General features: G+C 60.3%; 19 protein-coding genes. 1 reads left to right on the forward strand and 18 read right to left on the reverse strand.

Going from position 1 to position 21,973, the window contains the following annotated elements:
- Positions 1–33: 33 nt before the first annotated feature.
- The 14 genes from GSR16_RS04615 to GSR16_RS04680 form a co-directional block, all read right to left on the reverse strand.
- Positions 34–519: an Hcp family type VI secretion system effector gene (locus tag GSR16_RS04615; RefSeq protein ID WP_159875364.1), complete on the reverse strand. Its 486-nt coding sequence runs from the start codon at positions 517–519 to the stop codon at positions 34–36.
- 86 nt (positions 520–605) lie between these two features.
- Positions 606–2,186: an OmpA family protein gene (locus tag GSR16_RS04620; protein WP_159875365.1), complete on the reverse strand. Its 1,581-nt coding sequence runs from the start codon at positions 2,184–2,186 to the stop codon at positions 606–608.
- 9 nt (positions 2,187–2,195) lie between these two features.
- Positions 2,196–2,840 (reverse strand): DotU family type IV/VI secretion system protein, encoded by a 645-nt coding sequence (locus tag GSR16_RS04625; RefSeq protein ID WP_159875366.1) that lies wholly within the window; start codon positions 2,838–2,840, stop codon positions 2,196–2,198.
- Positions 2,837–4,186, reverse strand: coding sequence for a type VI secretion system baseplate subunit TssK (gene tssK, locus GSR16_RS04630; protein WP_159875367.1), 1,350 nt, complete (start codon positions 4,184–4,186; stop codon positions 2,837–2,839). The genes GSR16_RS04625 and tssK overlap by 4 nt, the downstream gene beginning before the upstream one ends.
- A gap of 77 nt (positions 4,187–4,263) precedes the next feature.
- Positions 4,264–4,752 carry a type VI secretion system baseplate subunit TssE gene (gene tssE, locus GSR16_RS04635; protein ID WP_159875368.1) on the reverse strand — a complete coding sequence of 163 codons (489 nt, stop codon included), beginning with the start codon at positions 4,750–4,752 and terminating at the stop codon, positions 4,264–4,266.
- Between the two features lie 2 nt (positions 4,753–4,754).
- Positions 4,755–5,405: a type VI secretion system lipoprotein TssJ gene (tssJ, locus tag GSR16_RS04640; RefSeq protein ID WP_159875369.1), complete on the reverse strand. Its 651-nt coding sequence runs from the start codon at positions 5,403–5,405 to the stop codon at positions 4,755–4,757.
- Positions 5,398–6,396 carry a type VI secretion system baseplate subunit TssG gene (gene tssG / locus GSR16_RS04645; protein ID WP_159875370.1) on the reverse strand — a complete coding sequence of 333 codons (999 nt, stop codon included), beginning with the start codon at positions 6,394–6,396 and terminating at the stop codon, positions 5,398–5,400. The genes tssJ and tssG overlap by 8 nt, the downstream gene beginning before the upstream one ends.
- A complete protein-coding gene (tssF, locus tag GSR16_RS04650) occupies positions 6,375–8,138 on the reverse strand; it encodes a type VI secretion system baseplate subunit TssF (protein WP_205677494.1) in 1,764 nt (587 codons plus the stop codon). Before tssF ends, tssG begins: the two co-directional genes overlap by 22 nt.
- 16 nt (positions 8,139–8,154) lie before the next feature.
- A complete protein-coding gene (gene tssA, locus GSR16_RS04655) occupies positions 8,155–9,711 on the reverse strand; it encodes a type VI secretion system protein TssA (RefSeq protein ID WP_159875371.1) in 1,557 nt (518 codons plus the stop codon).
- Positions 9,712–9,807: 96 nt separating this feature from the next.
- Entirely contained in the window at positions 9,808–11,346 is a 1,539-nt protein-coding gene (gene tssC, locus GSR16_RS04660; RefSeq protein WP_159875372.1) for a type VI secretion system contractile sheath large subunit, read from the reverse strand.
- 17 nt (positions 11,347–11,363) lie between these two features.
- Positions 11,364–11,870 (reverse strand): type VI secretion system contractile sheath small subunit, encoded by a 507-nt coding sequence (gene tssB / locus GSR16_RS04665; RefSeq protein WP_159875373.1) that lies wholly within the window; start codon positions 11,868–11,870, stop codon positions 11,364–11,366.
- A 566-nt stretch (positions 11,871–12,436) separates the two neighbouring features.
- Positions 12,437–13,744 carry an NAD(P)/FAD-dependent oxidoreductase gene (locus GSR16_RS04670; protein ID WP_159875374.1) on the reverse strand — a complete coding sequence of 436 codons (1,308 nt, stop codon included), beginning with the start codon at positions 13,742–13,744 and terminating at the stop codon, positions 12,437–12,439.
- A 32-nt stretch (positions 13,745–13,776) separates the two neighbouring features.
- Positions 13,777–14,367, reverse strand: a complete 591-nt coding sequence (locus tag GSR16_RS04675; protein ID WP_205677495.1) for a helix-turn-helix domain-containing protein — start codon at positions 14,365–14,367, stop codon at positions 13,777–13,779.
- Positions 14,368–14,535: 168 nt separating this feature from the next.
- On the reverse strand, positions 14,536–14,895 hold the full coding sequence (locus tag GSR16_RS04680) for a translation initiation factor Sui1 (protein WP_159875376.1): 360 nt from the start codon (positions 14,893–14,895) through the stop codon (positions 14,536–14,538).
- A gap of 99 nt (positions 14,896–14,994) precedes the next feature.
- Here GSR16_RS04680 and GSR16_RS04685 point away from each other — a divergent pair, with 99 nt between their 5' ends.
- Positions 14,995–15,753 (forward strand): SDR family NAD(P)-dependent oxidoreductase, encoded by a 759-nt coding sequence (locus tag GSR16_RS04685; RefSeq protein WP_159875377.1) that lies wholly within the window; start codon positions 14,995–14,997, stop codon positions 15,751–15,753.
- Here the strand turns inward: GSR16_RS04685 and GSR16_RS04690 are convergent, their stop codons facing one another.
- The 4 genes from GSR16_RS04690 to GSR16_RS04705 form a co-directional block, all read right to left on the reverse strand.
- On the reverse strand, positions 15,754–15,912 hold the full coding sequence (locus GSR16_RS04690) for a hypothetical protein (RefSeq protein WP_159875378.1): 159 nt from the start codon (positions 15,910–15,912) through the stop codon (positions 15,754–15,756). It lies immediately after the preceding gene.
- 253 nt (positions 15,913–16,165) lie between these two features.
- Entirely contained in the window at positions 16,166–18,580 is a 2,415-nt protein-coding gene (locus GSR16_RS04695) for a beta-glucosidase family protein (protein ID WP_159875379.1), read from the reverse strand.
- Between the two features lies 1 nt (position 18,581).
- A complete protein-coding gene (locus tag GSR16_RS04700) occupies positions 18,582–19,955 on the reverse strand; it encodes an MFS transporter (protein ID WP_159875380.1) in 1,374 nt (457 codons plus the stop codon).
- A 206-nt stretch (positions 19,956–20,161) separates the two neighbouring features.
- Positions 20,162–21,877 (reverse strand): fructose-specific PTS transporter subunit EIIC, encoded by a 1,716-nt coding sequence (locus GSR16_RS04705; protein ID WP_159875381.1) that lies wholly within the window; start codon positions 21,875–21,877, stop codon positions 20,162–20,164.
- Between the last annotated feature and the right edge of the window lie 96 nt (positions 21,878–21,973).

The raw sequence follows: 21,973 nt of genomic DNA on the forward strand, positions 1-21,973 counted from the left end.
CCTGCCGGATGGGCAGCTGCCGGCGGTTGGTGGTTAGCGGTTTTCTACCCAGCTATCGGAGTGGATGATGTTGCCGTCCTTGTAGGCCCAGGTAATCTTTTCGTAGCGCACGTCCACCTGTTCCAGGTGGTTGTAGCGCTCCTTGTCGATGTCCTTGATGTTGTGCATTTTGGGTTTGACGGCGACGACCTTGACGTTTTCCAGCTTCATGTTGAAATACTCTTTTTCTTCGCCGGCATCGTCGATGCGGTACCACTTGATCTCCATGCCCTTGAGGTTTTGTCCGCTGGTAACCGCCTTGTACAGATAGGGTGAGGAGGCGTCGAATTCTTTGACGAAGGTAAGCGGGGTGTGCACGCGGGTACCGGTGAGTTTGCCGGTGTTGCCGTCGGTGGGGATGTAGACGCTATGGTCGAATTCCAGGATTTCTACGGATCCTTCACGTCCCTGCACGGTGACCGAGCCTTTGATATCGGCACCGCCGTCATCCTTGATCCACAAATACGCGGGTATAGCCATACTGTTTCTCCTTGCCGGGGACTTGCCCCGGGCGTGCTGTCCGTCCGCCTGCACTGTGCAGGGGCGGTTTCGTTGACACCCTGATATCAGCGCGTATTGCCTGGCGGTTCGATCAGGGTGATTTCCACGCGCCGGTTTTTGCTGCGACCGGTCGCATCGTCATTGCTGTCCAGGGGCTGGGTGTCTCCCAGCCCCTGCACGGCAAAATGGGTAATGGGGAAGGTGGTGGCGGTCACCAGCCAGCTGCGCACGGCTTCGGCACGTGCTTGCGAAAGCTGCAGATTGCTGGCGGCATTGCCGGTGTTGTCGGTATGGCCGTCTATCAATACCCGTTTGCCCGGATTGGCCTGTAGCCAGATCAGGACCGATTGCAAGGCCAGTTTGGCTTGTGGCTTGAGTACGGCCTTGCCACTGTCGAACAGGGCCGTGCTATCGAGGCGGACGACCTCGCGTTTGGGAGCAGGGGGCTGGTAGCGCCGCAGGGCCTCGTTGCTGATGCTGGCCAGGGCATGGCCCTGGTACAGCCCGATATCCAGCCGCAGCGGTATGCCGTTGGTGGCAATACTATTCAGGTGCTCTTGCCAGGCTTGCAGTGTTTGCGCTGCATGACCGCGTAGCGGTTCCTGTGTCGGCTTGAGCATCTGGAAGGCGCGCAGCCTGGCTTCGCTTTGTTGAATCAGCAGGTGATTGTTCCAGGCGGAGCTGGTGGCGAAGGCGGTAAAAAACAGCGCCACCGTGGTGAATAGCCAGGCCAGCCGTTGCAGTGAAGGCGGACAGCTTAGCCGGGCGGGGAAGCTGGCGACCAGTGCTTCGGGCAGGGGCAAGGCCTGCGGCGGATTGGCAGGCCGCAGCGAGTGCAGCCGCAGGTGACTGGCCTGGTTGGCGGCCTGCTGCCAAGGGCTATCCCCTGTCAGATCACCGGCGCACATCCAGCCGATGGCATGCAGGGCCGGACTGCCACGCGCCGACTGTTGTGGAAGCAGGATGGGCAGGAACTGTTCTGCTGTATGCTGCTGCAGCCATTGCAGTGCGATGCTGTTTTGCAATGCCTGCTGGCGGTTTTCTATATTGCTGTGCCAGCTTTCGGCCTCCATAGCCCGCCCTTGTCGGGTGATGGCCTGTTGTGCTGCCGGATAGTCTGTAGCCGGAGGGATGGCGGGATTTGATGGCTGCAAGCTGCCTGCTTGGGCAGGGTATGCCGCGATGACCAGCAAGGCTGCAGGCAAGGGATGGCCAAGTTGCTGCTGGGCATGTTGCCAGGCACGTTGCCAGGCTGATAGTGCAGGGTCTGTTGCAGCTGAAAGGGGCTGGTCGGCATTGACGACCAGCAGCAGGCCGCAGACGCGGTAGTGCTCGGCGTGCCAGCTGGCCAGCTGTTCAGCATCGGCCAGCCATAACCAGCGCTGGTGCAGACCCTCGCGGCTGGCATGGCCTTGCATGAGGTCGGAGGCGGCTGGTCCTCCCAGCAAAATGACATCAATGGTGCGGTCTGTACTGGTGTTGGCCCGCCGTAATCCGTGTTGCCACAACACCAGCATGAGTAGCAGCCAGGGCAGGCTGAGCAGTGCAGCGCTGAGTGTAGTCAGTGCTAATGAACGCCAGATCAGCAGGAGCCCGAGTGTCAGCACCATGGGTGGAAACAGCCAGTGCCAGAGTATGCGCGGCATGTTGATTCCTTAGCTGCCCAGCTGGCTGACTGCGTGGTGCAGCCAGCTTTGCAGCAGGAAGTAGACAATGAGGGCCAAGGAGCAGGACAGCAGGGCCCACAGCCAGGGGGAGAAGCTGCGCCAGTGCAGGCTGCGACGTCTGCGCTGAGCGGCTTGCATGGGGGTGTCGATTGCCCCGATGGTCTGATCCAGCTTGTGCATCAGTTGGGTGCGTTGGGCTGGGTCCTGATGCTGGTATTTGCCCTGGAATCCGAGTGCCAGCACCAGTTGCCAGCAGGCTAGCAGCCACAGGGAGGGGGCTGGCGTGGCGAGTGCCTGGCTGATTTGTTCATATACTTGTTCGCCTCCTTGCAGGGTGCCAAAACGGTGTACCTGCAAGGGGGTGGCTTGCCATTGCAGGCGCTGGGTTTCGGGCAGGGTTCTCAGTGCTGTTTCGTCCAGCAGGCAGCTGGCGGCGTAGATCATCTGCGTCCTATCGCTGGCTGGTGCTCCACTTTGGGTCAGATGCTGGTCCAGCTGATCCAGTACTGCCATGCAGTGGTCTTGCCAATGGTCCGGCGCAATCACGTCGGCTTGTCCGCTTAGCCGGGTGACGATGAGGGCCACATCGCGCATGTGGCCGCGTACGCTGTGGAGGATGTCGGCTGGTTTCATGGTCTGGGCACCGCATACAGCGCCAGTTGCAGTTCTGGCAGCGAAGAAGGGAAGTAAAAGGCACAGGACTGGGCGGCCAGCATGGCGGCAAAGGCCGGGTGCTGGGCATCCAGGGCGAAATACAGGCTGTCCACCCTGCTGGGCAGGGCGGTGGGCAGGCGTTGCATGGGGCGCAGTGGAATGCCGTTCAGTGCTGAGGACATGATGCGGGCGACATCCTCCGGCGCTCCGGCCTTGGAAACTTTGGGCAGTTGCTCTTGCAGCAGGTGCAGTGGCATGGCGGCGTGTACCGAGAGGTAAAAATCGGCACCTTCGCGCAAACGGGGGTCTTCCAGATGGGCGATCCACAAATTGGCGCCGTCACGTTGCAAGGGGAGCAGCACCACCGGGGTGGGGATGACGGTATCCAGCAGATCACGAATCAGGCTGTCGAGCTGACCGAATACCGTGCCCAGCTGCTGGTGGGTATAGACGGGGATATCGTTTAACTGGCGTTCCAGGGCAAAGGTACAGAGCATGCCGGCCAGCCGGGACAGGCACAGATAGGCGCTATAAGGGTGAATGCCTGGTAGTTGCGACAGCATGCGCAGTTCCGGCCAGCACTGCCCCAGGGTATTCATCAGCCATAGCAGGCTGATGTCGGATAGCAGGTAGTCGGCAGCCTGCTGGGTGCGTTCGCGGCGTTGCTGCTGCAGGCTGTCCTGCCTGGCCTGCAATAGTTCGCTGAGCTGTTGCAGGCGGTTTTGCAGTGCAGGCAGGGCATGGCAGCACAGCAGGGGGGGGATGAAGTCCGGGTCGCTGACAAAGCGGTTTTGTGCATTGCGCTGTAGTCGGGCAAGGGGCAACTTGCTCATGCCATCCAGTGATTCGCCATCAAACTTCAACAGCAGGTTGAGCTGCTCGACGGCCAGCTCGTCTTCCTGTTCACCCATGTGGTCGGCCACGCGGGCAAAGCTCTGCCGATACCGCCGTGGTATGTCAGCGGGCCCGACGCTGCCCAGATGCAGATTGTTTCCCATGGGGTTGAGTGCAGGCAGCGCCAGCCATACGGTTACGCTGTCCAGTGTGGCTGGGAGTTCATCCAGATGACGTGGCGATGGCATGTGGCCGCTGAGTCGCTGGTCGAAGGCGCTGCCATCGGGAAAAATGCCCGCCAGGCTATCTAGCCTGACCTGTCCCTGATCCAGCGCGCGTTCATCCAGCAGGATGGCTGACAGCCCCCAGGGAAAGGGGCTGGCCAGTTCGGCCAGCTGTTGGCGCTGGGCGGCTTGCATGGCTTCTTGTTGTTGAAACAGCTGTGGCAAGAGCAGGATGCCTTCGTGCCAGAGTGGTTTGTGAATGCGCAAGCTGAATATCCTTCAAAAATGATGGCCATGAATGCAGAGCCGCTACGGTGATCGGCAATGACTAAACGGTTCGGTAATCAAGGTTGTGTGGGGTAAGCCGGTGACCTCACATATAGCGGTGGATCAGCCGATGGCTGCTCTACGGCCGTCAGCAGCCGCAGTCGGACCGCCTGGTCCGGGCTGAAGTAGCTGCCAAAACGTACTAGCCCTGCCTGCTTCAGATGACAGACCAGTTCATAACCCAGCACATCGCTGTGCCGGGCCTCCAGCAGCCTGATATCGATGCTGTCCAGCCGGGGTTCGTATTTCAGTAGCGTGCTGGCGATGCTCTGACGCAATTGATGGGCGCTGGCAGGCAGGTGGCGGTAGATCAGTGACAGATCAGGCAGGCCGTAGTCAGGTAAATGCTTGAGCGCACCCTGTCGGCTGTTGAGAATCACCCGGATGTTGTCCATCACACTGAGCAGTAGCTGGGTGGCATCGTCCCAGTCGTATACCGTGCTGCCATCCTGAAAGTTGCCCAACAGTTTTTCGTAGAGGGAGGGACCGGTTTGCCGGTTACGCATGATCATTTCCCCTTTGCTTTGCTGGCCGCGGCTGCGCTCGCGGGCTGAGGGGGCGGGCTGGCTGGTGTTTGCGGTTCAGCCGCTGCGGCCTGGGGAAGCGGATGAGGCAGCTGGCTGATGAGGATCTGGCTATCCTTCACTTCCAATTTGGCCGGGATGTCATTGTCCAGAACGCTGGTGGGCAAGCTGATGCGCCAGATGGTTTGTGGTCCGTTCTGGCGGAACAGTGCGACGATTGCTATCTGACCGGCGTTTTCGTCCAGATGGGTGTTGAGGCTGTAGCTGCTGTCCGGGGCCAGGACAAAGTCGTGGCGTGCCAGCAGTTCATCACCCAGTATCTTTTTGTCGTCGCTGAGTATCTGTTCATAGCTGGCGGCGCGGAATGCCTTGCCATCCCTCAACTGGTAGACCCGCACCACTACCGACAATGAGCGCCCCTGTTCATCCGGGTTCAATGCGGTTCTGGCGGTCACATCCAGTTTCACGGTCTTGATGCGCGGATAAAACACCGCAGTGGTCAAGGCTTTGCTACCGTCCTTGACGTATTGCCAGGCACCGCAGCCGGCAAGGCCGAGGACAAGCAGCAACAGCATGATGCGCAGGGCGTGGCGCATGGGGGCGTTCTCCTGTTTGAGCGGAATCGGGCTAGGCATGTAGCCTGCCTAGCGGAATCAGTGGGTCTGTTGGCTGGACGGCAAACGAAGCCGGCTTCAGGTGGGCATCGCGACCGAGTCTGGCGCTATGGCGAGATAGCCGTGAAGGAGGCCATAAGTGGCGGGACAGGCTGGCAAACAAGGCCAGGTCCCAGCGCAGGCCCAGATAGCCACGCAGGATGGTGCACAGCTCGGCATGGGTTGGCTGACCTTGCTGCAGCAGGCTGAGCTCACTGCTGTCCTGCAGATGCAAGGTCAGTTTTACGGTGCGCTGTACATCAAGTAGACGTCGACCCAGCACCAGGCTGCCTGCTGCCATCCGGCTGCTTTGGCCTAGCCGACTGGCGGGTAGCAGTACCATGCGCGGGTGAAAACAGCTGATCTCGGGCCTGATCTCCGGCAGCACATGCAGCACTGCTGCGCGCAGGCCATCGGCGGTACGGCTGCGTTGGCTCATTGGCCCGAGTAGTGCCAGCCAGCGTGCCGGGCTGAGTTCAAGCTCAGCGCCGGGTATGGCACGGCCTGTCAGGCCGAGCAAGGCTTTGGATATCCGGTCCTGCCCGCCGGGCAGGAAGCCGACGGGATAGTGATATTTGCGCCAGATGGCGTAATAGCGGGTGACGATGCGGTGATGGAACAGATCAAGAAAGTCTGCCAGGACCTCGTGTCCCTCCCTGCGGGTGACCAGGTCATTGCCGATGTGCAAGGGCAGGATGCCATCCACGCCGGTGAGCCCGAGAAAGCGGGTTTGTACCGCGGGAACCGGTAGCGCTGTATCGGCAATGTCAGCCGGCTGATACGCCAGCTCCGCCGTGGGAAAACCGAATCCCGGGCGCGAACGAAAGCGGATGGGGTCGGCTGCAATGCTGTCCTGGCTGGCAAACCGCTTGGCATCGGGGTGGGCCAGTTCCACCAGTTCGCAGAAGCGATAAAAATTGAAGCGGCATGCCTGTTCCAGCATGCTCTGCATCAGAGGGGAGGGCGGCTGCATGGACGGTCCTCCCCGTAGAAAATCTGTCCTGTTGGCTGGAGCAGAACGCGCAAGCGGGTAAACAGGTTGAGGTCGGCATAGCCGGCGAGAAAGTGGTCCAGCAGGGTGGCAAACAGGTAGAGATCACCCTCACCGGTAAAGCCGGCCTGGTCCAGTGTGATACTGATTTCGACGCCGCTCATGACGCAGCCGCGCTCCACTTTGCGGACCAGCTGATGCGAGACATCGACAATAGCCTGCAGGCGACGGCGGTTGAGTTCGTCCTGGGTCCAGTCATACAGGGCCAGGGTGCCGCGCAAAGTTTCCGTATTCAGCAAGGACAGATAATTGCTGGCCATATGCGACAGTACCCGCCACTGGAAACGGTCTTCCCGTGGCGGGTGGCAGGGCAGGCTGGGTGGAACCAGGTTGCAGATTGCCACCACCGAGGCATTGTCTTGCAGCAGGGTAAGCAACTGCGCCTGGCGCAATGCCTTGCGCGGCAGCATGCCATTGGTGCCGGTGGCTTGCAGCGACAGGGTTTCGCTGAACAGGCTGTTTTGCTGTTGCCAGGCATGCCCGCCCAGCATCAGCCAGGTGTCGTAACGTCCGCTGGCGCTTTGGCGTTGGCCGCTGTGGTAATAGCGTTCGGGTGCCTCGTGGCGCAGCATGCCACCCCGGTGGCGAAAACTGCTGAATGGCAGATAGGCATGGCGTTGACCGGTATGGTGGTCAAATGCCTGCACGCTATCCACGGAGAAAACTTCGACATGGGCGGCATCATGTAGCCGGGGGATAACGCGATATTCCGTGGAGAGGTGATCGACATGAATCGGCTCGGTTTCCACTTCGAACAGATTGATGGCCGGAACGCAATTCAGTTGAAAGGCGCGCTGGTCGAAGGGAAGTCCGGGCGGAAAACTGCTGGTGAGACAGATTTCGATGTCGAACCGGCCATCTGCTGGTAATTGGCTGGTGTGGATGCCTTGCAGTTCGACAAAGAGGAATTTTTCCCGGAAGGCAAAGTATTCCATCAGCAAGGGATAACCGCCATGTGCGGTGGCTGGTCTGGGCCACAGCGTGTCATCCGGGTCGAAGCCGGTTTGCCGCAGGCTCAGGTCAGCCGCAATTACTGTTTCTTGCCCGCTGGGCTTGAGTGTCAGGTGGACGCCGGGCCGGGTCAGCGCGTGCAGCAGGGCAAAGGCAACCGGCGCATCGGCATTGAGAAACAAGGGCAGTCGGGACAGGTCCAGACTTTCGCGATTGGCCTGCTCTTCCAGCTGGAGTCCCAAACGGATCAACTGGCGGCCATCGCCCTGCTCTTCCAGCTGTGCCAGCTGCAGTTGCAGGGGGCGCAGTTGCAGTGGCCGAGTGGTGCGATAGTGGCAGCGGATGCCTGCCGCACCGACCGGATCGCTTTGCAGAGCGGTGCCTGTGGCCAGATGTTCTGCCTGCTGCAGCACCCCTTTGGCGGGCTGAAACGACATGACGGTCAGTGACGGTATCATGCGCAAATAATGTGGCCACAGCAGGCTGACCAGGTTTTCGGTCAGTTCCGGCAGATCGTCATCCAGTTTTTGCTGCAATTTGCCCATCAGAAAGGCAAAGCCTTCCAGCAGGCGCTCGACCATGGGGTCCAGATCGCCTACCCGGTCAAGGTTCAGCTGCGCTGCGCGATCGGGATGGGCGCGGGCGAATTCCTTGCCCGCGTCGCGCAGATAGCGCATTTCAGCTTCGAAGTAATGCAGAGTTTGGTCATCCATTGGCAGTGGCTCTGCTTCAGTAGCTCGGTAACAGCGCGCTACGCAAGGGGTTGAGCAGGCTGAGTTCCTGCTGTAAACGCTGTAATTGCAGATTCAGCTGTTGTTTGTCGCTTTCTTTCCTGCTGCGGCTGCGCAGTAATTGCTGGTAGGTGAGCTTGACTTCAAAGGCCAGCTCCGGGTCCCACTGGCAGATGACAGGGCTGCACACCTGGCTTTCCAGTCCGCTTGCAATCCCCAGCGCAATGTCTGCCCTGCCATTGGTTTCGGCCAGGCGGGCGGTGAGGAGCAGGCGTTCGGTCTGACCACGCATGCCGCGTGCTTGCGGCAGGCTTTGCAGCCAGGCCAGTGCGGCTTCCAGTCCTTGCTGTTCTGCCAGCAACTGGGCTTCATGGCTGATGTCTTGCAAGGATGGGTCACCGCCTGCGCTGGCATAGGTCGGCGTAATGGCCTCTCCGGCGCTGATGTCATGCACTACTGCATGGCTGGCCAGCCATTCCAATGTGGTGTCGTCGGCAAAAGAGCTGCCATCGGCAAAGCGCAGCTGCTCGATATCCGGCAGGCGGTGCCGCATCAGGGCAATATCGCTCAATGCAATATCACGCCACTGCTGATAGTCCTGTCCCAGCTGGCCGAGTGCTTGCCAGGCCATATACTGCAAGTCCAGCCAGAAGTGATTGGCTGATTCCAGAAAGGCCGCATCGGTTTTTTCCAGCAAGCCGTGCCATTGTTTTTGCAGCAGCAGGCGCTTGAGTTGTTGCCGTAATTCCGGGCGTGGTCCGGCCAGCCTTGTCAGCAGCTGACCGTTGTGCGGTGGGGGCTGGCGTACGCTATCCCAGCGCACCACCCGGGCCAGACGAAAGGCCGCAAAGGCACCATGTGGTTGTTGTTGCAGATAGCTGCACATGGCTCGCAAGCTATCCATCAGCATCTGGCTGGAGCGAATCGATTGATCCTGATGCGGGTCGTGATGGAGGTTGCCATCTGGCATGACCGCGTCTCGGGTGACACTGTCCTGCATGTCCTCCTGCTGGAGTCGGGTCTGCAAGGCAGACCAGGCTGTTTCCAGTCGGGCGTCATGCCCTGCCCATGCCTCCAGCACTGCCTGCAGTTGCTGACGCAGTGCTGGCTTGAGCGACAAAGGGGGACTACCTTGGGCATCCAGCCAGTCCAGTACCTTGCTGCTACTGAGCCAGGCAAGAGTGGCGTGACGGGTTTCGCTGCGGCGGGGATAGAGCTTGTTGTCATACTGCCGGATGAGTGCTGCCAGGAATTGCAGCCCCTGCAGCAAGCCCTGCCAGCCTTGCTGGCGGACCCAGGCATACACCAGATACACCGCCGGGCGTAAATCCTTGCCTTGCTGCAGCAAGGCAAGGCAGTCCTGCTCCAGGGCGACGCTATCGAGGCCGGAGAGCAAGGCCAGGTTTTCCTTGACCTGCAAAAACAGCTCATTGCTGCCGACATCCTCTCCGCAAGGATGCTCAGGCCCGCAGGCTTGTAGCAGTTCAGCAAAGGGCTGTTCTGCCAGGCTGGTGTTTTCCTGTCCGATCAATCGATTGAGCCAGTCCGGTTTCATGGGCCGTGGAGTTCCTGTAGTGGTCTATGCGTGAATGCCTGAGGTGCTGTGCCAGCGGTTTGCCCATCCGGGGGCTGATGGGCAAACCGCTCAGCCTCAGCTCTTGGCCTTGGGCATTTGCGATACCAGCGACAGACTGATATCCATGCCTTCGACCTGGAAGTGCGGCACGATGAACAGCTTGATCTTGAAGAAGCCCGGGTTGTCCTCGATGTCCTCCACGACGACTCTGGCCTCCCGTAGCGGGTGGGAGGCTTGCAGTTCATCGCCCGGATCCGTCATTTCGGTGACCAGGTTCTTGACCCAGCTGTTGAGCTCCAGCTCCAGTACGCGTCTGTCCTTGGTGGTGCCGATGTTTTCGCGCTGGATGAGCTTCAGGTAGTGGGCGATGCGCGACAGCAGGAAGATGTAGGGCAGGCGGGCATTGATACGGCTATTGGCAGTGGCTTCCCGTGTCTCATACAGCACCGGCTTTTGTGCCGAGTTGGCGGAGAAGAAGCAGGCGTAGTCACGGTTCTTGTAAAAGGACAGTGGCGAAAAACCGAGATTGGCGAATTCGAACTCGCGCGTTTCCGGAATCAGCACTTCGGTGGGGATTTTGATCTGGTTGCCGGTACCCAGGTCGTACAGGTGGATGGGCAGATCTTCCACCAGGCCACCGGCTTGCGGGCCGCGAATCTGCACGCACCAGCCATTGTGGATAAAGCTGCGCACCATATTGGCAGCAAAGGCAAAAGCTGCATTGGCCCACAGATAGCGCTGGTGGTCGGGGCCTTTTACCTTTTCGCTGTAATTGAAGCTGCGCACCGGAACAGTGTCCTGGCCGTAAGGCAAGCGGGCCAGAAAGCGTGGCAGGGTAAGGCCGACATAGCGGGCATCGTCGGTATCGCGGAAGCTTTTCCACTTGATGTATTCGGCACGGTCAAAGTAATTGGCCACGTCCTGGATGGCTGCCACTTCCTCCATGCTGTCCTTGCCGAAGAAGGCGGCACCTACCGAAGCAATGAAAGGCATGTGTGCCGCAGCCGATACTTTGGATACATTGCGCAGCAGTGCGATGTCCTGCGGACCACGATCGAATTCGTAATCGGCAATGATGGCACCGATGGGTTCGCCGCCCGGGGTATCGTATTCCTGAATATAGGTGTGGCGATACAGGCCGCTCTGGATGACTTCCGGGCTGTCTTCAAAATCCTGGCGCAAGGCGTCTTTGGAAACGTCCAGGATTTCAATTTTGACGTTCTTGCGAAAATCGGTACGGTCTACCAGGAATTTCAGTCCGCGCCAGGCCGACTCGGTGCGCTGGAAATCCGGGTGATGCAGCACGGCATCCAGTTGGCGGCTGATCTGGGCATCGATGCGGTCGATATGATAGTCCAGCAGGCTTTTGTCCAGCCGCTCCACTTTCATGGCTGATTCCTGCACCATCTTCAGGAATACATTGACTGCGACGGCAATCCGTTCGTCGATGGAAGATTCGGATAGGGCATCCTGGTTCTGGAACACTTCAAAAGCCGGGGCATGGCTGACCGGACTGAGCTTGATGCGCGTGCACAATGCGGTATACACGCCGCTGTCCTGTACCGTGTCATGTTCCAGTACGGTGCTGCTGTTTTCCTGAGGGCTAATTTCCATGATGTTTTCCTTGGTAGTCAGACTTGCGGGGTGTCCAGCGGGGCGATGTGTTCCAACTCTGCGCGCAGGCTGCGCGACAGCTTTTCGTCCTTGAGGATTGTTTCCAGTTCACGACGGAAAGCGGCGTTGTCTAGCAGATTGGATTTGAGGTCGCGCAGCAGATTGCGCATGGCCAGCAGGGCACGCAGCTCGGGGATCTGCCGTACTACCTGCTCGGGGTGAAAATCCTTCATCGCGGTGAAACTCAGCTTGACTGGCAGCTCGGAACCATCGGCGGCCAGGGTGTTGTCCACACTGAGCTGCAAGGCAGGCTGGTAATCTGCCAAGACCGCATCAAAGTTGTTTTTGTTGATGGAGTGTTTGGTTTTGTCGGTTAGCGCGGTGCCATCGTCGCGCTGGCTGAAGTCGCCAAGTACCAGCAGCTTCAGCGGAAGTTCCATTTTTTTCTGGGCACCGCCGGTGTGCAGGTCCAGTGTGATATTGACGCGGGCGGGGGGGACTTCTTTCTGAAAACTCTCAGCCATGGGGTATTTCTCCAGTGATGTACAGCAAGGTTCAGGACATTCCGCTTAAACCGTGGTATGCCAAGCTATTTGTAAGTCATTGATAAGGAATAATTTTTTATTTACAAAGCCCTATTGCATAAAATTTTTCCAAGCAATAGCCATTTGTCTTTATCTGAAAATGCTGAATGGATTGAGGCAAAAACCGGGACGATGACTGGGGAATTGTTGGCTTGGCTCGGATTAATACGGCTTGCCATCAGGAGGAACGGGTGTGGCTGGTGAGGCGGGGGCGTGGCAGGCAGGGATGTTTGATAACCGCAGGGCTGCTTTGTAGTTAGCCTCGCCAATAGACTTGGCTAGCTTGCGGGGACGCGGGTTGGCCTGGGTGTGACAGCCCTGTCCTGTTTCAGGGCAGGGCTGTGCTCATGCCTGGCTTGGAGCGGCCAAGAGCTTGTTCAAAGTCTTGTGAGCTAGAGTGAGACAAGGCAAAAGCGACTAAGGAAGCGGATACAGTGAGTCAATGAGTATTCCACCGGCGCTGTTAACGCAGTATCACCAAAGCCCAGCGGACTATGAACAGCTTCTTAGTAGCTCAGGCCGGGGATGGCGTAGTCGCGCAGGCGGTAATAGAACATGCCGGCAGCCTGCAAGGGTACGCGCAGCAGCTTGCCGCCGGGGAAGTCGGGGTTGGACAGGCGCATGAACTGCTGCAGCAGGTGGCTGTCGCCCAGAATGGCATTGGCCAGTACCCGGCCTGCGGCACAGGTAGGCACCACGCCGTGGCCGGAAAAACCTTGCGCCCAGTACACGTCGCCACGGCAGCCGAAATCCGGTGTGCGCGGGACGGTGATGTCGATATGGCCGCCCCAGGTGTGGGTGATGCGATAGGGGGCCAGCTGCGGAAACACGCGCAGCAGGTCGGCGCGCATGCTGGCGGTGAGATTGGCGGGCGTGCGGCCGGAATAGGTGCACTTGCCGCCGAACAGCAGGCTGCGGTCGGCACTTAGGCGGAAGTAATCCAGAATGAACTGGTTGTCCGACACCGCCATATTGCTGGGCAGCAGCTGACGGGCCACGTCTTCCGGCAGCGCTTCGGTGGCAATCATATAGGTGCCTACCGGCATGATCTTGCGCTCCAGCGCCGGATCCAGCTGGTCGACATAGGCATTGGTGGCCAGCACCAGCTTGCGGCAGCGGATCTTGCCCTGTGCCGTCTGGACCACGCAGCCATTCGCCGTGCTGGCATAGGACAGGGCGCGTGTCTGTTCGAAGATGGCGACCCCCTTTTCTTCAGCGGCACGGGCCAGACCCAGAATGTATTTCAGGGGGTGAAAATGGCCGCCTTCGCGGTCGATCAGGCCCGCCACATAGCGTTCCGAGCCAACCTGCTGCGGCAGGTCCTTGCGCGGGACGAACTCCAGCGCCTGATAGTCGTAATGGCGGGCGGCATGCTCCTGCCACTCAGACAACAACCTGATGCGCTGCCACAGCACGGATGTCCACAGATGGCCCTCTGCCAGCTCGCAGTCGATGTGATGCTGGGCAATCTTGTGGCGGATATCGGCTGCCGCACTGCGCAGTAGTTGCCAGATTTCCTGGGCAGCTTCCAACCCCAGTGCCGCTTCGATGGGGGGCATGTCGCAGGAGAATCCCAGAATGATCTGTCCGCCATTGCGTCCGCTTGCCGCCCAGCCTACGCGGCTGGCTTCGATCACGGCTACGTTGACACCGGCATCGGCCAGATTGTGTGCGGTATACAGACCGGTAAAGCCAGCGCCCACCACCAGCACATCCACATCCATATCCTGGGTCAGCGCCGGGCGCTCGATTTGCTGGGCCGTGCTGGTGGCGGCATACCAGCTGGGTGGATAGTGGCGGGCGGATTCAAACATGGATTCTCCTTTAATTCATTGACGGCGGCGCTTCAGGCGCTGACGGTATATGCCCATACCACCTGGGCTTCCTCATTGCCGGGGTTGCAATAACGGTGTGGCCGACTGCTGTTGAAGCTGAAACTGTCGCCAGCGGCCAGCAGATGGCATTGTTCGTCCACCCACAGCTCCAGTTGACCGCATAGCACCATGCCGCCCTGATCGCCCCCGTGGCAGAGGGTTTGCGGGCCAGAGCTTGCTCCTGGGGCAAAGTGGGTGAGCATCAGTTGCAAACCACCGGCAAAGCCGGGCGAGAGCAGGGCGTCGCTGACGCCTTCGGCGTAGTGCAACACCGGGCGGTGTGCCTGGCGCACCACCAGGCCACGCTCATGGGCCGGGGCCTGGCTGAAGAACACGCCATAGGGCACGGCCAAGGCGGTAGCCAGTTTGTTGAGGTCGGATACGCTGGGCTGGCTTTTGCCGCGCTCCAGCTGGGAGAGAAAGCCAATCGAGCGGCCAGTGGCTTCGCTTAATTGCTGCAGGGACAGTTTGCGTAGCTTGCGTAGCTGGCGGATTTGCTCACCCAGCCAGGCAGGGTCGGGCTGGCTGCTGTCAGATTGCGGTGGTATCGGTGCATGTGTCATGCCAGCCAGCATACGGGAGCGGGCTATCTTGTCGTGAAAAAATTAATTCAAATTTTCATTTTTGGAAAATTATTGTTGTATTTTTTCAATGCTGCCAGCAATGTATCACGCTGCCCGCTTGGGAATGGGGGCTGGGAAATGCATGGGACCGTGCCTGGCTGATTGTACTCAGCCGCCCGCGCGCTTTACCGTGAAACCGAGCTTTTGCAAGCTGCTGATGACGGTTGCGACATGGTCGCCCTGGATTTCAATAGTGCCATCCTTGACGGTGCCGCCCGTGCCACAGGCGGCTTTCAGCTGCTTGCCCAGTACGGTCAAGCCTGCATTGTCGCGCAACACACCTTTCACCACGGTGACGGTCTTGCCGCCACGGCCCTTGTTTTCACGGCTGACACGCACAATGCCATCGCCGCTGGGCATGGTGGCTTGCTGGCAGATGCAGGCATCAAGCGGCTGACGGCAGTCCGGGCACATGCGGCCATGCTCGGAGGAATAAACCAGGCCGCCGGAAGAGGATTTCGATTTCATGGGTAAATGCAGGCTAACAGTGCAGCCGGCAGTCTAGCGCCAAACCGGCGACAAGACGATGGCTGTGAACAGGACAGATCAGCAAGCAGGAGCAGCAGGATGGACAAAGCGCAGCGCGTGATACTGGTAACCGGTGGTACCTCCGGCATTGGCAAGGCAACGGTGCAGCTACTGGCACAGGATGGGGTGCAGGTGTTGTTTACCGGGCGACGGCAGGCGGAGGGCATGGCCTTGCAGCAGGCTCTGCAAGCTGCGGGTGGGCAGGCCGAGTACTGGCCGCTGGATCAGCTGGATGCTACTGCCACCACGCAGACCGTGGCCGCCATGCTGGCCCGCCACGGCCGCATTGACGGCCTGTTCAATAATGCCGGCGTGGTGCTGGGCGGGACTGCGGAGTCGACCAGCGAACAGGACTGGGCCACGGTGCTGGCCCTGAACGTGACCGCGGTGTGGCGCATGTGCAAGGCGGTGATTCCCGCCATGCGGGCGCAGGGTGGCGGAGCCATTGTCAACAATGCATCGGACTGGGGGCTGGTGGCGGGCGAGGCAGCCGTGGCCTACTGCGCCAGCAAGGGCGCGGTGGTGCAAATGACGCGGGCGATGGCGCTGGACCATGCCCGCGATCGCATCCGCATCAACGCCGTGTGTCCTGGCGATACCGAAGTGGAACGTTGGGCCGCCGAACGTGCTGCCGCCGGGCCGGATACCCCCTCGCTCACCGTCGCCGGTGGCGTGCCGCTGGGGCGCTATGCGCGGCCGGATGAAATAGCCCGGGCGGTGCGTTTTTTGTTGTCCGACGATGCCAGTTTTGTCACCGGCACCACGCTGGCGGTGGACGGTGGCAATACCGCGCGCTGATCAGGCATAGGTGTTGATGCCACTGCCTGGCTGTCCTGGTGCAGGCTGCGTGGGCATGGCGGGCTGGGGGGAAGGGCCGGGTGGTGTGTTGCTGGCTGGCTGTGGTGTCGGTGTCAACGGCGGGTAGGACACCGGCAGCGGAGTCGTGGAGGTAATCATGCGGCTACGGCTAGGGTGTGGAAAGCACAACACGATGCAGATGACATCGCGTGCAGGCAAGTATTCGTGCTTGGTCTTTGCCTTTATTTACCAGTCTGGGTTTTGCAGGTGCTGGCCGTAGCCAGTGGCAGGTGGTGCACCCAAAAAAGTGCCAACCCGGTAAAGGGTTGGCGCGAGAGTAAAGCCGAGAAGAAACAACTGAACAAGAGACAACCCAGCGCAAGTGGCCGGCTTGGGACGGATTGTCGTCTTGTCATGTGACAGGGTCTTGACGTTGTGATGAAAAAACCGCGACGTCTCTTGCCTGGTTGCAACTGGGCATGCTGTTGAATCGGTCCAGGATCAGCTGCAGCTCAGCGCGGCTGATATCCAGTTCCAGCATGGCGGTGAGGGTGATGAACAAGCCGCCGAACATGTTGGGAGCCATCTGGATCAGCTTGGCACGGGCATCATCCACGCTGAGTGCACACTTGCTGGCCACCAGTTCGGCCACGGCCTGCAGCATGGGTGGGTGACGGGTGAGCTGCACCAGCGAGGAGTCAGCCTTGAGCCTGGGGTAGGGTGGCTGCGCGGTAACCGCTACCGTGGCCTGCAGGCGGATGTCGCGGCTGGAGGCTGCGATGCGGATCTCATGCGGGCCGCTGTCCACCACCCAACTGCCATGGGCCGGATCGTAATAGGCAAAATCTTCGCGTTGCAGCGTGAAGTGGGCGTGGCGGCTGCTTCCGGCCGGAATGTCCAGTTTGTCGAAGCCGCGCAGGGCTTGTGGCGGGCGTGCCAATGGCGAGGGCGGTGGTGCGATGTATAGCTGCACGATCTCCTTGCCATCGCGTTCACCGCTATTGTGGATCTCGATGCTCACCGTGAGGGTGTCGTGTTCCGTCATGTCCTGGCTGGAGAGCTGCAGTTCGCGGTAGTCGAAACGGGTATAGCTCAGACCAAAACCGAAGGGAAACAGCGGCTGCAATTGGCGCTTGTCGTAATAGCGGTAGCCGACAAACAGGCCCTCGCCGTAATGGTGACGGCCATTTTCGCCGGGGTAGTGCAGATAGGCTGGTGTCTCTTCCAGACTGTTGGGCAGGGTAGTGGTGAGCTTGCCGCTGGGATTGTTGACACCAAACAGCGTGGCGGCCACTGCATGGCCCATGCCCTGGCCGGCAAAGAAACACTCCAGCACGGCAGGCACCTGGGGCAGCCAGGGCATCAGCACGGCATCGCCATTGCACAGCACCACCACCAGCTTGGGCTGCACCGCGGCCAGCCGGCTGATCAGACGGTCGTGGCTGGGGAGCAGGCCCAGATGCTGGCGGTCGCCATTTTCACCGTCCATGCCGATTGGGGTACTGACAAACACTACGGCCACCTCGGCGGCGGCGGCAATGGTGCAGGCTTGTTGCAGTGCGGCTGCGTCGTCGTGTTGGTCGTCCGGCGCACCGACGGCATAGTCGATCTGCACGCCGCTTCCCGCCTGCGACCGGATTTCATCCAGCGGACAGTCCTGCTGCCAGGGCTGGGTGGTGGCGCAGCCCGAGCCCTGTATCACCGGCTGTTGTGCCGGTTTGCCAATCACCGCCAGGCGGCGCAGCTGCTGGCCATTCAATGGCAGCAAGTCTTGGTCGTTCTTCAGTAATACCAGTGATTCGGCGGCAATGCGTCGCGCAAGCGGATGGTGGCTGGCAAAGTCAGCTACGGTGCCGGGCTGGCAGCCAGCCTGCACCTTGTCGATCAGTTGCAGCATGTGCAGACAGGCCTGGTCCAGCACCGCAGCGGGAATACGGCCTTGTTCGATGGCGGCCAGCAGTTCGGCATTGTCCAGCGCGTTTTCCGGCATGGCCAGTTCATTACCGGCCAGCAGCGAGGCCGGGCGGTCCTTGATGCCGTACCAGTCCGACATCACCAGCCCCTGATAGCCCCATTCCTCGCGCAATACCCGGGTGAGCAGCCAGTGGTGCTGCGAGGTCTGTTCGCCGTTGAGCCGGTTATAGGAGGACATCACCGTCCACGGCTGTGCCTTGGCAATGGCGCGCTGGAAACCGTACAGGTAGATTTCGTGCAGCGCGCGCTCGTCGACGATGGAGTCCATCTCGGTACGCATGTATTCCGAGTTGTTGCAGGCAAAGTGCTTGAGGCTGGCTCCCACGCCTTGCTGTTGCAGGCCGTTGATCAGCGCGGCGGCCAGATCGCCGCTGAGCAGCGGGTCTTCCGAATAATATTCATAACCACGCCCGGCCAGCGGGGTGCGGCGGATATTGATGCCCGGCCCCAGCAGCAGGCCCACACCCATGGACTGGCATTCAATCGCCAGCGCCCGTCCCATTTGTTCCACCAGCGCCACATCCCAGCTGCAGGCCAGGCTGGAGCCATTGGGAAAGCAGGTGGCCGGGCGCGAGTGGCCAAACAGCACTTCCGAGCCGCCCTTGTCGCTATCTGTCGCCTGCTGGCCCGCATCTTGCTGCACCACTGACAGGAAGTCGCTGATATTCCAGCTTTCCTGCTGGTCGATCTGCGCACTGCTGTAGCGCACGCCATAGGTGCCATCGGTCATGACAAAGTCGCGAATGCCGAATTCGGGCAGGCTGGCCGTACGCCACAGGCCCTGGCCGCTGAGCAGCTTGACCTTGTCTTGCGGGCGCATGCGGGCGATCAGTTCTTGGTGATTGGCTGTCATTTCAGGACTCCTGTGGCTGAGCGGCGGCGGGCTGCTTGCGTGCTTCGATCTGGCCCACCATGCGCAGATAGCTGTCTTCATCCAGCTGGTAGCGCAGCACGAACAGCAGCGCCAGCACGAACATGGCGGCGGGAATCAGCGTCATCATCAGGGCGATCCAGTCTTGTGCGCGTGGCGTGATATGGGCGGCATCGTAGCCGGCATATTGCAGGATCAGCCCGGCCAGACCACCGGCAATGGCCATGGCCACTTTGGTGATGAAGTTGAAATAGCCATAGATGGCCCCCTCGGTACGCACATGCTGCTGCCACTCGGCGTATTCCACCGTGTCGGCCAGCATGGCGTACATGCAGACAAAGATGCTGCCCATGGCCGCGCTGTACACGCTGACGCAAACCATGATGGCCAGCCGGCTGTCGCCCGCCAGCCAGTATTGATAGGCCAGCGCCAATGCGCCGGCACTCAGGGTGAGCAGGGTCAGTCTCTTTTTGCCGAAGCGGGCAATCAACTGTTCCGAGGCAATGGTGCCGACCAGATTGGCCACGGTCTGGATGGCGAAAAAGCTGGCGGTGTAGGCTTCATCGCGCAATACGTAGTTGATGTAGTAAATGGCGGCGGCCATCCACACGCTGTAGGCGATATAGGTAAACACGGTGAACATGGAGAGGTGGAACAAGGGCGGATTGCCGGTAATGGCCTGCACCATCTGGTGCAGCTTGGGTGCTTGGCTCTTGTCCTGGTGGATGCGCTCCTTGGTCATGGCAAAGCAGGCGTAGAACAGCAGGGTGGCCAGCCCGGCAAACAGGGCGATGGTGAGCTGGTAGCCGCTGCGCGGGTCAGCAAAGCGGCGAATCAATTGGTCGGCATACACCGACACCACAAAGTAGCCCAGCGTGGCAAACAACATGCGGTACACCGACAGTGAGGCGCGCGACATGGCGTGCTGGGTCAGCATATTGTTCATGGCTGAATAGGGCGTGTTCACCGTGGTATAGGCCAGGCAGTACACGGTGTAGCTGACCAGCGCATAGGTAAACTTGTAGCTGGTGTCAGGGGTGCTGAAGCACAGCACGGTCAGTACCCCCAGCGGCAGCGCGCCGTACAAGAGATAGGGCCGCAGCTTGCCATGGCGGCTGTGCGTCTGGTCGATGGCGTAGCCCAGCAGAATATTGAACAGCGCATCGATGATGCGGGCGATCAGGAAGATCAGGCTGGCTTCGCCGGCGCTCAGGCCAAAGATATTGGTGTAGAAAAACAGCAGGAACAGCGAGACGGCACCAAACGACAGATTGGACGCCATGTCTCCCAGTCCATAGCCTACTTTTTCACGCAGGCCCAGTTTGACATCTGCGGCGGACAGGGCAGGGGCAGACATGGTGCGGTTCTCCAGAGCCAGTGACTGGGCCTTACCATAGCAGTGCAGCCTGGCGTGGCTATGGTCATTGCACTCTGGAAACGTCGGGTTTTATGGCGGGATTTTCAAAACGCAGGACAAAAAAATGCCAACCCGCAAAGGAGTTGGCCCGAGAGAGAGAAATCGTTCAGCGGCCGGCAGGTCCGTGCTGCCGGTCGGCTCATGGCTTATTGTGCCAGCGGTTTTTTCAGCACGCGCAGCATCACCGCGGTCAGCACCGTACCTACCACCAGTGCCACCAGGTAGGCACCCAGATTGGTCACTGCATTGGGGATGGGCAGTACGAACACGCCACCATGCGGTACTTTCAGTTCCACGCCCATGGTCATGGAGATGGCACCGGTCACGGCCGAACCCACCATCAGCGACGGAATCACGCGCAGCGGGTCGCGGGCGGCAAACGGAATGGCACCTTCACTGATGAAGGAAATACCCAGCACGCCAGCGGCTTTGCCGGCTTCACGCTCGTCGGCGGTAAAGCGGTCGGTAAACAGCTTGGTGGCCAGGGCGATGCCCAGCGGCGGGGTCATGCCGGCGGCCATGACAGCGGCCATCGGGGTGTAGACCTGGCTGGCAATCAGGCCGGTGGCAAAGGCATAGGCTGCCTTGTTCACCGGGCCGCCCATGTCAAAGGCCATCATCGCGCCCAGAATGGCACCCAGCAGCAAGGCGCTGCTGCCCTGCATGCTCTTGAGCGCATCGGTCAGCATGGCCAGCAGGCCGGCCACCGGTGTGCCGATGACGTAGATCATCAACAGGCCCACCAGCAGGGAACCCAGTACCGGCAAGATCAGCACCGGCTTCAGGCCATCAAGGTTGCGGCCCAGCTGGATTTTCTTGTTCAGGAAATCCGTGCCGTAACCGGCAATGAAACCGGCGGCAATGCCACCCAGAAAGCCGGAACCGAGGCTGGCGGCCAGCATGCCACCCACCATGCCGGGGGCAATACCCGGACGGTTGGCGATGGAGTAGGAGATGTAACCGGCCAGAATCGGCACCATCAGCGCAAAGGCGGACTTGGCGCCAATCTGGAACAAGGCCCAGGCCAGCGTGCCCTTGTGCGCGTCGTCAAAGGCGTAAATGCCGCCCAGGGCAAAGGCCAGCGCAATCATGATGCCGCCCGCAGTGACAAAGGGCAGCATGAAGGACACACCGGTCATCAGGTGTTTGTAAGCGCCATTGCGCTGCTCGCTCTGGGCGCTGCTTGCGGAAGCGGTGCTGGCGGCAGTCTGGCTGCTGGCAGCCTGGCTGGCACCATGCGGCTGGGCTTCGGCAATGGCGCGGCGCACCAGGTTTTCACCGTCGTTGATGGCCGGTTTGGTGCCGCTGGAGAACAGACGCTTGCCGACAAAGCGCGACAGGTCCACCTGGGTGTCGGCGGCAATGATCACCACATCGGCCAGACGGATTTCATCCGCCGTCAGCGTGTCCTGCGCACCCACCGAACCCTGGGTTTCCACGCGGATGCTGTGGCCCAGTTTCTGTGCGGCCTGGCTCAGGCCTTCGGCGGCCATGAAGGTGTGGGCAATGCCGGTGGGGCAGGAAGTGATGCCGACAATGCGCAGCGCGCTGCTGGCGGTCTGGGCGCTCAGGCTGGCCTTGAGCTGGCCTTCGGCATCGGCCAGCACAGCTTCCAGCGAGCTGGGCAGGGTGTGGCTGTTGGCAAAGCGCACATCCTGTGCCGCGGCTTCGCCAATCAGCAGCACGGCGTCGGCGTCGGCAATGGCGCTGGCGCTCAGCGGCTGTTGCACGCCTTGTGCGGTGTGGATTTCTACATCGATCTTGTGTTTCAGCCGGGTAGCCGCCTGGCGCAGCGCTTCGCCAGCCAGCATGGACTGGGTGCTGCGATCGGGAGCTGCAATCACTGCCAGCAGGTTTGCCATTGTCTTTCTCCTAGTTTTATCTGCCTGTTGTTGTTGCTTTGCTGATGATCTGCCGCGTGGCGAGGGTGGGTGAGCGTTGCCCGCCCGCAGCATGAT

The sequence above is a fragment of the Aquitalea denitrificans genome, from assembly GCF_009856625.1.
Classification (GTDB): Bacteria; Pseudomonadota; Gammaproteobacteria; order Burkholderiales; family Chromobacteriaceae; genus Aquitalea; species Aquitalea denitrificans.

What these genes read in the sequence shown, in the direction of transcription:
- GSR16_RS04615 (WP_159875364.1), bottom strand. Translation starts at nt 519, where the DNA reads ATGGCTATACCCGCGTATTTGTGGATCAAGGATGACGGCGGTGCCGAT.
- GSR16_RS04620 (WP_159875365.1), bottom strand. Translation starts at nt 2,186, where the DNA reads ATGCCGCGCATACTCTGGCACTGGCTGTTTCCACCCATGGTGCTGACA.
- GSR16_RS04625 (WP_159875366.1), bottom strand. Translation starts at nt 2,840, where the DNA reads ATGAAACCAGCCGACATCCTCCACAGCGTACGCGGCCACATGCGCGAT.
- tssE (WP_159875368.1), bottom strand. Translation starts at nt 4,752, where the DNA reads ATGCGTAACCGGCAAACCGGTCCCTCCCTCTACGAAAAACTGTTGGGC.
- tssJ (WP_159875369.1), bottom strand. Translation starts at nt 5,405, where the DNA reads ATGCCTAGCCCGATTCCGCTCAAACAGGAGAACGCCCCCATGCGCCAC.
- tssG (WP_159875370.1), bottom strand. Translation starts at nt 6,396, where the DNA reads ATGCAGCCGCCCTCCCCTCTGATGCAGAGCATGCTGGAACAGGCATGC.
- tssF (WP_205677494.1), bottom strand. Translation starts at nt 8,138, where the DNA reads ATGGATGACCAAACTCTGCATTACTTCGAAGCTGAAATGCGCTATCTG.
- tssA (WP_159875371.1), bottom strand. Translation starts at nt 9,711, where the DNA reads ATGAAACCGGACTGGCTCAATCGATTGATCGGACAGGAAAACACCAGC.
- tssC (WP_159875372.1), bottom strand. Translation starts at nt 11,346, where the DNA reads ATGGAAATTAGCCCTCAGGAAAACAGCAGCACCGTACTGGAACATGAC.
- tssB (WP_159875373.1), bottom strand. Translation starts at nt 11,870, where the DNA reads ATGGCTGAGAGTTTTCAGAAAGAAGTCCCCCCCGCCCGCGTCAATATC.
- GSR16_RS04670 (WP_159875374.1), bottom strand. Translation starts at nt 13,744, where the DNA reads ATGTTTGAATCCGCCCGCCACTATCCACCCAGCTGGTATGCCGCCACC.
- GSR16_RS04675 (WP_205677495.1), bottom strand. Translation starts at nt 14,367, where the DNA reads ATGACACATGCACCGATACCACCGCAATCTGACAGCAGCCAGCCCGAC.
- GSR16_RS04680 (WP_159875376.1), bottom strand. Translation starts at nt 14,895, where the DNA reads ATGAAATCGAAATCCTCTTCCGGCGGCCTGGTTTATTCCTCCGAGCAT.
- GSR16_RS04685 (WP_159875377.1), top strand. Translation starts at nt 14,995, where the DNA reads ATGGACAAAGCGCAGCGCGTGATACTGGTAACCGGTGGTACCTCCGGC.
- GSR16_RS04690 (WP_159875378.1), bottom strand. Translation starts at nt 15,912, where the DNA reads ATGATTACCTCCACGACTCCGCTGCCGGTGTCCTACCCGCCGTTGACA.
- GSR16_RS04695 (WP_159875379.1), bottom strand. Translation starts at nt 18,580, where the DNA reads ATGACAGCCAATCACCAAGAACTGATCGCCCGCATGCGCCCGCAAGAC.
- GSR16_RS04700 (WP_159875380.1), bottom strand. Translation starts at nt 19,955, where the DNA reads ATGTCTGCCCCTGCCCTGTCCGCCGCAGATGTCAAACTGGGCCTGCGT.
- GSR16_RS04705 (WP_159875381.1), bottom strand. Translation starts at nt 21,877, where the DNA reads ATGGCAAACCTGCTGGCAGTGATTGCAGCTCCCGATCGCAGCACCCAG.